This window comes from Actibacterium atlanticum (assembly GCF_000671395.1).
In the GTDB taxonomy this organism is placed as follows: domain Bacteria; phylum Pseudomonadota; class Alphaproteobacteria; order Rhodobacterales; family Rhodobacteraceae; genus Actibacterium_D; species Actibacterium_D atlanticum.
Map to the genome: position 1 here is coordinate 359,233 of NZ_AQQY01000002.1, position 8,860 is coordinate 368,092.

The 8,860-nt window shown below is 56.6% G+C and carries 9 protein-coding genes; all 9 read right to left on the bottom strand.

Translation table 11 applies throughout. The features are described from left to right. Window position 1: 1 nt before the first annotated feature. Entirely contained in the window at window positions 2–1,009 is a 1,008-nt protein-coding gene (locus ATO10_RS05750) for a type II secretion system F family protein (RefSeq protein WP_035249159.1), read from the bottom strand. Between the two features lie 12 nt (window positions 1,010–1,021). Next, window positions 1,022–1,990, bottom strand: coding sequence for a type II secretion system F family protein (locus ATO10_RS05755; RefSeq protein ID WP_035249162.1), 969 nt, complete (start codon window positions 1,988–1,990; stop codon window positions 1,022–1,024). 5 nt (window positions 1,991–1,995) lie between these two features. Next, complete coding sequence (locus ATO10_RS05760) at window positions 1,996–3,417, bottom strand: TadA family conjugal transfer-associated ATPase (RefSeq protein ID WP_035249165.1); 1,422 nt, start codon at window positions 3,415–3,417, stop codon at window positions 1,996–1,998. Between the two features lie 25 nt (window positions 3,418–3,442). Beyond that, window positions 3,443–4,714, bottom strand: a complete 1,272-nt coding sequence (locus ATO10_RS05765) for a CpaE/TadZ family protein (protein WP_035249167.1) — start codon at window positions 4,712–4,714, stop codon at window positions 3,443–3,445. A 227-nt stretch (window positions 4,715–4,941) separates the two neighbouring features. After that, window positions 4,942–5,607: an OmpA family protein gene (locus tag ATO10_RS05770; protein WP_035249170.1), complete on the bottom strand. Its 666-nt coding sequence runs from the start codon at window positions 5,605–5,607 to the stop codon at window positions 4,942–4,944. Between the two features lie 4 nt (window positions 5,608–5,611). After that, the gene (locus tag ATO10_RS05775) at window positions 5,612–7,036 is read right to left on the bottom strand and encodes a type II and III secretion system protein family protein (protein WP_035249173.1); all 1,425 of its coding nucleotides are present in this window, start codon (window positions 7,034–7,036) and stop codon (window positions 5,612–5,614) included. Between the two features lie 211 nt (window positions 7,037–7,247). Continuing rightward, complete coding sequence (gene cpaB / locus ATO10_RS05780) at window positions 7,248–8,108, bottom strand: Flp pilus assembly protein CpaB (RefSeq protein ID WP_035249176.1); 861 nt, start codon at window positions 8,106–8,108, stop codon at window positions 7,248–7,250. A 159-nt stretch (window positions 8,109–8,267) separates the two neighbouring features. Further along, the gene (locus ATO10_RS05785; RefSeq protein WP_035249179.1) at window positions 8,268–8,456 is read right to left on the bottom strand and encodes a hypothetical protein; all 189 of its coding nucleotides are present in this window, start codon (window positions 8,454–8,456) and stop codon (window positions 8,268–8,270) included. Between the two features lie 209 nt (window positions 8,457–8,665). Beyond that, window positions 8,666–8,860, bottom strand: coding sequence for a Flp family type IVb pilin (locus ATO10_RS05790; RefSeq protein ID WP_035249182.1), 195 nt, complete (start codon window positions 8,858–8,860; stop codon window positions 8,666–8,668).

The window sequence follows — 8,860 nt, forward strand, 5'->3', positions numbered from 1 at the left end:
ATTACCTGTTCATCAAGTCCCCCATCTGAGCAACGCGATAGACCGAAGGGCCAATCAGGACGACCAGAAGCGGGGGCACCGTGAACAGCATCGTGCCCAAAGTTAGCTTGGTAGGCAACTTGTTTGCTTTCTCTTCGGCGCGCATCACGCGTTTGTCACGCATTTCTGCCGCATAAACCCGAAGCGCTTCGGCGATTGACGTACCAAACGTGCTCGATTGCACAAGCACCGTCACAAACGAGGCCACGTCATTGTTGCCGCATCGTTCGCCCATGTCTTTCAGAACCTGAACTTTGTCTTTACCGGCTTTCATTTCAAGCGAGACAATTTCGTATTCTTCGGCAAGGGCCGGGAAACCGGCGCGTATCTCTTTAGCCACACGTACGATGGATTGATCCAGCGATTGACCGGCTTCAACGCAGACCAGCATCATGTCCAGACTGTCCGGGAAGCCGTTGGTGATTTCTTCCTGACGCGATTGCAGGCGGCGTTCGACCCAGTACTTTGGCAGATAATATCCCATACCGCCGGGCAGCAGGATCGACAGGATCAAGGCTTGTGTCGACATCCCGTCGCCTTTGGTCGACGAGGTGATCACCGCATAGATGACACCCAGAAACAGGAAACCCAGCCCCAAGGCGAACTGCGCAAAGTGAAAGGCACGTACGGCACCTTTTGTACGATAGCCAGCGCGCAGCAGCTTCAGCCGCGCGGCAGAGTATTCCTCTTCGCTTTGGGGCTCGAGGAAGTCGGCAAAGCGATCCAGTTTTTCCGTAGATTTGCTGCTGGGGCGCAGGGTTTTCACACCCTCGTCTTTCTTATTCTTGCTGGGGCGGGTTTGTGGTTTTACCTCGGTGCGCAGCTTGTCCAACGGATCAGGCTTGCGGTTCAGCACGAATGGCAAGGTCGCAACGATGCACAACACGCCCAGCAGACCCAGCGCATACAGCGGGCCAAGGGTGCCGAACTTGTCGACCAGCATGTCGTTCACAGAGCTGATGATACCCATAGTCGCGGTCCCTTACACTTTGATGTTGACCATGATCTTCATGAAAATGAAGTTCACGGCGAGCAATGTTCCCACGGCCAGCGCCAGCGGAATAAACAGAGCAGTGTCTTTAACTTCGTCGTAATAGTCGGGCTTCAGCACGCTGATCACCAGGATCACGATGACGGGGAACGCCGACAGAAACATGCCCGACCACTTCGATTCAGCGGTGATGGCTTTGACGCGGCGAAACAGTTTGAAGCGGGACCGGATCACACGTGCCAGACCTTCAAGGATTTCGGCCAGGTTACCCCCAGATTGCTGTTGGATGGTCACGGCCACGGCCAGAAAGCGCAAATCCTGCATGTCCATGCGTTCGGCCAAATCTTTCAGGCTTTCTGAAATGTCGCGGCCATAGGCGGCTTCATCCGAAATCATGCCAAACTCGGTGCCCAGCGGATCGGGTACTTCTTTCGCCACGATCCCCACGGCCGAGGCGAACGGATGCCCTACGCGCAGGCTTCGCACCATCAGCTCCACCGCTTCGGGCAGTTGTTCTTCCAGCAGGTCCATGCGCTTTTTGGCCTTGCGCGAAACCCAGAAAAACACGCCGCCCACACCCATCGCGACCGACAAGAATATCCGGATCGGCAATGCGGCTGAGGTGCCGATCGTCATGCCCAAAAAGGCCATGATGGTCACAAGGATCATCACCATCACCAACTGCTTGGGCGAAAAGGCGATATTCGCCTTCTGCGCTTTGTCCGCCAGCATTGAATAAAGCGGAATGCCGCCCGAATTCATGTGCTGGCTCATCTCTTTGCGGAGCTGTTCCAGAACCTCTTCGCGGCCGGCGCCTTTTTCCATCATGTCCAAACGGCGGTTCACGCGGTTGTTCAGGCTGATAGATTTGCCAAATACCGTCAGGTACAGACCTTCGACCAGCGCCAGAACGCCAACGAAGATCAGGATATAGATGACTGGTTCTGCACTAAGTTCCATCGCTCTTATCCCTCGACCGGTTCAAAGATTTCAGCAGGCAGATTATAGCCCCACTGGCGGAAGCGATCCGAATAATGCGAGCGCACACCGGTTGCGTTGAACCGTCCGATGATCTTGCCATCCGGGGCCAGACCCAGGCGTTCGTAGCGGAACACTTCCTGCATTGAGATCACCTCGCCCTCCATGCCGGTAATTTCGGTAATCGAGGTCATCCGGCGCGAGCCATCCTGCAGGCGCGAGGCCTGCACAATCAGGTTCACAGCCGATGCAATCTGCGAACGCACCGCTTTGAGCGGCATTTCAATCCCTGCCATGGCGATCATGTTTTCCAGACGGCTGATGCCGTCACGGGCGCTGTTGGCGTGAATCGTGGTCATCGACCCGTCGTGGCCGGTGTTCATGGCCTGCAGCATGTCGATCACTTCTTCGCCACGCGTTTCCCCCACGATGATCCGGTCAGGGCGCATCCGCAGGGCGTTTTTCAGACAGTCGCGCGGGGAAACCTCGCCTTTGCCTTCAACGTTGGGCGGGCGACTTTCCATTCGGCCCACATGGGTCTGTTGCAGCTGAAGTTCTGCCGTATCCTCGATTGTCAGAATACGTTCGGCGTCGTCGATAAACGACGACAGCGCGTTCAGCGTGGTCGTTTTACCTGAACCGGTACCACCCGAAACGATGACGTTCAGACGGCAGGCGACAGCGGCCTCAAGATACAGGGCCATTTCATCGGTAAACGCGCCGAAATTGACCAGATCCTTGATGCCCAGCTTGTCTTTTTTGAATTTACGGATCGACACCAAAGAGCCATCCACCGCAATCGGCGGGACCATGGCGTTGAAACGCGAGCCATCTTGCAAACGGGCGTCAACGTAAGGGTTAGATTCATCAACACGGCGGCCCACAGCGGTCACGATCTTGTCGATGATCCGCAAAAGGTGCTTTTCATCCTTAAAGGTGATGTCCGTCAGCTGCAGCTTACCGGCGCGTTCCACGAAAATCTGTTGCGGCCCGTTGACCAGAATATCGTTGACGGTTTCGTCTTTCAGCAACGGTTCCAGCGGCCCCAGCCCCATAACCTCGTCGAACAGGTCTTGATGCAGGGTCGCGCGTTCGTCTTTGTTCAAAACGACGCCCAGCTCTTGCAGTGCCTCAGCCGAGATCGACTGAATTTCTGCCTTCAGATCGGTTTCCGTTGCATGTTCCAGCGCGGCAAGGTTCAGGTTTTCCAGCAGGCGCTTGTGCAGCTCCAGCTTGATCTCGCCCAAACGCTCTTTGCGTTTGCGTTCCTTATCTGCGGGCGCGGCCTTGGCCGGCGCCTTTTTGGCCGCCATCGTGGCAGTGGTTGCCGCACGTTTTTGCGCGGGCATCGGGGGCGGGGCCTTGCCGTTTGGCTTGGCCGGGGCGCTTTTTTGATAGCGAGAGAACATGGCGTACCTTTACCTTTACAATCCGTTATTCCGCGGCGGCCAGATCACTGACATGGGCGTGTTCGAACATGGATTGCGCCAGCTTCTGAATTTCTTTGCGCAGCGGTGTCTTCGCCGAAGTCGCCGCCAGTGGCAGACCATGGTCACAGGCCTGCACGATGGCTTTTCCGCCCTCGGGCATTTGCAGCTCGATGTCGATGTCCAGGTTTTCCGCCATGCGTTTGACGCGGCTTTTCCCGGATAGATCGGTGAATTTCGGGGCGCGGTTCAAAACGAAACGCAGCTTTTCATAGGGCAGGTCTTCGCCTTTCAACGCGCGGATCAGGCGCAGCGTGTTCTGGGCGGACCGCATGTCCAGTTCCATCACGGCGAAATAGATATCGGCCATGCCAAGCACTGACTCTGTCCATTGAACCAGCGTGGTCGGCATGTCGATGATGACAAAATCGAAATGCGCCTTGGCGGTTTCGATCAGTTTCTGCACATCTTCGCCGCCCATCAGATCCAGCGGCAGGATGTCAGCGGGCGCAGTCAACACATGCAGCTTGTCATCATAGACCTGCAACGCTTGGCGGAAACTGTCTGAATCCATCGACGCGATGTCTGCCAACAGCTCGTACACCGTTTCGCGGCGCGGCATATCCAGAAAGGTCGAGACCGAGCCAAATTGCAGATCAAGATCAAGAATGCACACTTTGGGCGGGTCTTCTTTACTGATCGTGGCCAGCTCCCAGGCCAGATTTACGGCCAACGTGGTGCTGCCAACGCCACCGGCGATCCCGTGCACCGGGATGACGGCGCCGTTGTGGGATCCGCTTCCAAATCCGCCTGCAGCCAGTTCAGGAACAGTCGTGCCTTCGGGCAAGGCGGGGGCGTTCACCACGGGTTCGGGTTGGCGCAGGTTTTCAATCGCCTCGTGCAGGGCCCCTTCGGGCAGGGGATAGGGCACAAAGTTATCAGCGCCCAGGCGCAACAGTTGGTGCAGGGCAATCGGGCTGACATCTTCGGCAATCAGAATGACTTTGATGCCTGCGTCCTTGGATTTGCGGATCAGATCGCCAATGGCAGGCATGATGTCTTCATCCTGCTCATCCACAGCGATCGCGACGAATTCAAGCTCGCTCGCGTCGGGTTGTTTCAGAAACGCGGCGGCATCCTGGAACGACAGATCGCCCCAGCTTTCACCCAGCTCGGTTTCCATATCTTCAATCAACAGATCGAAGTTCTGAACATCGCGCGAAATGGTGCAGGCCGTAATCGGTGCCGGTTCGATCTGCTCTGGTGCGCTACTCGTCATGTGCCTTCATCCTTCAGTTACGAAGGGTGAAATCCCTGCAAAACGGTTGTTTCGCCTGTTATTTCAGTCCCCTCGGCGCGATTCGGAACCGCGCAATCTGCTACCTCGGGACCTAAGATGCGCGTCAATCTGGGCAACATTACGGCTGAATTTCCGTAATTGTTTGGATTTCAGCGAAAAGGGCGGGCCCATTTGGACCCGCCCTTTGGCACATTATGTGGCTGACGTTACCGCTCTTCGGCGGCCCCATCCGAGTCATTTTCAACTGTCGTCCCGGGCACCGATTCATAGGCGCTGCGAACGTATTCATCATAGTTGAACAGGGCGTATTTCCCGTCCAGCGTCTGCTCGCGCGGTTTGATGAACCCGGACACCTCGGTGACGGTGCGGCGGTTGGCGCGTTCCTGACTTTCGGTGTGAACCAACGGCTGGGTTTCCCCGAACGATACAACTGCCTCCAGACGGCTGCGGTCAATTCCCTGGCTTACCAGATAGCTCACGGCGGTTTGCGCGCGGCGCAGGCCCAGACGTTTGTTATAGTTGTTTGAGCCGACCTTGTCGGTGTGGCCATAGACGCGGAACCGAACCTGCGGATACTGCGCGATCCAGGCAGCCTGCTGACGCAGAGTCTGTTGCGCCTGCGCATCCAGTGCCGCGCTGTTGAAGGCGAAGTTGATCGTGGTGTTCGCTTCGGTCGAGAACCGGCGCGACAGATTCACGATCGCGGCACCGTCGCCGGTCATCGCCTGAAAGTTGCCCATGGTCGAGTTGCCGAAGTCGCCACCATCCAGCGATGCACCGGCTTCGGTGTAGAAGTTGGTAACCGAAGAGGGGCTGCAGGCGCCAAGCCCGGTAAGGGCTGCGACGGAAAGAAGTGTGATCTTTGCACGCATTTTCTTACTCCATCACATAGCCATAGGAACCGGTAAAGTCCTGCCGCGCCACTTCGCCAGCGGCCCCTTTTTTGGGGGCACGATCCGAGGCAACCTTGCCAAACAAGAACAGCTCGTTCTCGGTCGGGGGTTGCACGCGATCCGTGGGTAGCGCAAAGGCCTCGCCCCGGGTCGGTGTGACCAGATGCGCCGAGATGATCACGACCAGCTCGCTTTGCGACCGCTGGTAGTTCGAGCTGCGAAACAGCGATCCAAGAACCGGAATGTCGCCCAGCCACGGTACCTGACCGGCCGACGATGAAAAGTCATCCTCCAGCAGGCCGGCAATTGCAAAGCTTTCGCCATCTTGCAGTTCAACGGTGGTGTTGGTTGTACGGGTCGAGAAACCATTGATCGACAGGTTGCCGCTCGTGAAAGTGATCGTCGAGTCGATCCCGCTGACTTCGGTCAGCAGTTCAAGGTTGATGTTTTTGCCCACGACGCGGGGGGTGAACTCCAGCTTGATACCAAACTCTTTGAATTCTACCGAAACCTGTCCGTCGTCATCCACCAGTGGGATTGGGTATTCCCCACCCGCCAGGAACGAGGCGCGCTGGCCCGAAAGGGCCGTCAGGTTGGGTTCGGCCAATGTGCGGACAAACCCTTTGGTTTCAAGGGCTTCCAGAAGGATTCCCAGCTGAACTGAGCCTGCGTTGATGGCCAGAGAGAATACACCGTTGGATTCGCTGGAACGCGAGATCGAGGTGGTGTCATCGCCGTCAAACAGGTTGATCAGGTTCGAGCCTTCCGTATAGGTGCCCGATCCGCCCACGCCTGCAACGTCACTGCCGCCACCGCCAACGGCGATGCTTGAGGACAGGCTCTTACGAACCGACCGGCTCATTTCCGAGAAGCGCACTTTCAGCATGACTTGCTGACTGCCACCCACGACCATAAGGTTGGACACCCGTTCCGGGGCATAGCGTTGCGCCAGATCCAGCGCGCGGTCAATCGCGGCGGTCGATGAAACCGTGCCCGAAAGCACCAGACCATCATTCGCGGGACGCACCTCAATGGGTTCACCGGGCAACACTTCGCGCAGGCGTTCTTTCAGTTCTCCAACATCGGCGGTCACCCGGACCTCTACGTTGGTGATCAGTCGCCCGTCTGGCGCCAGAAGCGTCAGTGTTGTTCGTCCCGGTTGTTTGCCCAGAACATAAATTGTTCGATCTGACAGGGTCGAGATATCAGCGATCGACGGGTTCGCGATGGAAAGTTCAGCGAACACGACATCGCTTTCGACGACCACGGCGCGGTTCATCGGCACATTCAGTTTGCTTGATACACCGCCCTCCATGACGCGAAGCGTCTCGGCGTGGGTCTGCAAAGCCGAACCGGTGAAAACAGCAGCGCAAATGGCTACTGCCTTGATTATTTTACTTATATACATGTGATCCTGCCTCTTTGATCACGAATGGGGATGGGTCTTTTTGCCCGGATTACGTTGCAGAATGCGCTACTTTGCATTTTTTTGCAAGAATCAAGCGTTTGAGGAGCATAACTTATGTGGATAAGTCGCAACATCGTGATCTCTGTCACTCAAACGAAATGCGGCCCACCCCAAGGGAAGGCCGCATAAAATTTAGATAATCGAACATTTGTCAGTTCGTGCAGGGGATTTGCATTTCGACCACGTCCGAGCCTTTGCGTGTCTTGATCGTGCAGACCTTTTCCTTGGGTGCCTCGGCCACTTCGGCTTCTTCGACAATACCCAACAAGCTGCGCTGATCCACTTCGACGGCTTCGGCAATCGTCTGATCCTGAGCGCCAACCAGTGAAAGCGACAGCTTACCGCTGGATTGTGCCTGGGCCAGTGCGGCCACCTGTTGCGGGGTAAGTTCGACGGTCACGGTACGGGCGATCATGGGGTTCATGCGGTCGCTATCTGCCGTCTGGTCGACAGCAATCAGGCGCACGTTTGATTCAATCAGCTTGGTCACCTGACGGCGGCGTACGTTTTCGCCCGACCCCCGCATGTCACCGGTCCAATAGACATCGACACGGTCACCAGGGCGCAAGAAGCCCGAAACGCCCGAGCTTACGTCCACATTAATCGCGAATGCACGCATGCCCTTTGATAGGCGCGAGGTAATCCCGGCATCAGCGCCCGGCTCGGTGACCTTCACAGCTAGGATCGGCTCGTTGGCCTCAATCGCGCGCAGGACAGTGCGAAATTCCGGGCCGCCTTCGGGAAAGATATCCTCGGCAGTCTGGAACGCCCCTTCGGGCAGATTGGCCGCGGGCCATTTGATTTGAATGACTTGTTCCGCGGTGATCGTCTCACCGTATTTAACAGGCTGGGCGGCAACATAGATGTCAGTCAGTTCAATCTGCTGCTGCTTGGCTGCACGTTCGCGGGCCAATGCGCTCTGGGTTTCAGAAATATAGCCCTGCGCCATGTAGACGGCAAAACCGGCCAGGCCCACACCCACCAGCAGCACGACTCCAAATAGCATACGCATGACGATTCCTTTCTTGATCCTGGTTACATTCCGCCCTTGGACGGATCACATATCTGGTCCAATCCAGTTTGGTCGCGAATTGCGGCCAAAACGGGGACAGCCCGTGTCCAAACAAAGGATTTCAGTCAAATCCGAGACAATCGGGCGATGGGGACAGTTTTAGTTGCCCGCATCCACGGTCAGCCCGCCGACATGGGTGGACAGGTTGTCTGCCAGCGTTTGATTGCCGTTCGCAAAGATAAGAATAACGCTGAAGCCAAGCCCTACAACGGCCGCCGTAAGCACGACCCAATCGACCGTGACAGCACCGCTTTCGCTGGTGATGAACTTTGAAAAATATGCACGCATCGCGACCTCGTACCTCTTACGCCTCCACCACTCAACGCGGGACAGCTGTCGCTGACCCTTGTGGGCTATTAACTCTATGCCGTTCAATCGGGGCGACAAGATGGCGGGATTGCGAGGATTTTGCCTAAATTGAAGATATTCTGAACAAAGAAAAACGCCGCGCCCGAAGGCGCGGCGTTCTATTAGATCGGCGTCAGCCGAACGTTGGCTTAGTTGCCAGCGTCGGGGGTGATGCCGCCAACTTCGGTCGAGATAGCAGTTGCCAGAGTGGTCATGCCATCGTCGGCTGCATAGATAACAGCGAAGCCCAGGCCAACCACAGCAGCGGTCAGAACAACCCAGTCAACGGTTACAGCGCCGGATTCGTCGTTGTGGAATTTCTTGATCATGTCGAACAGTTTCAT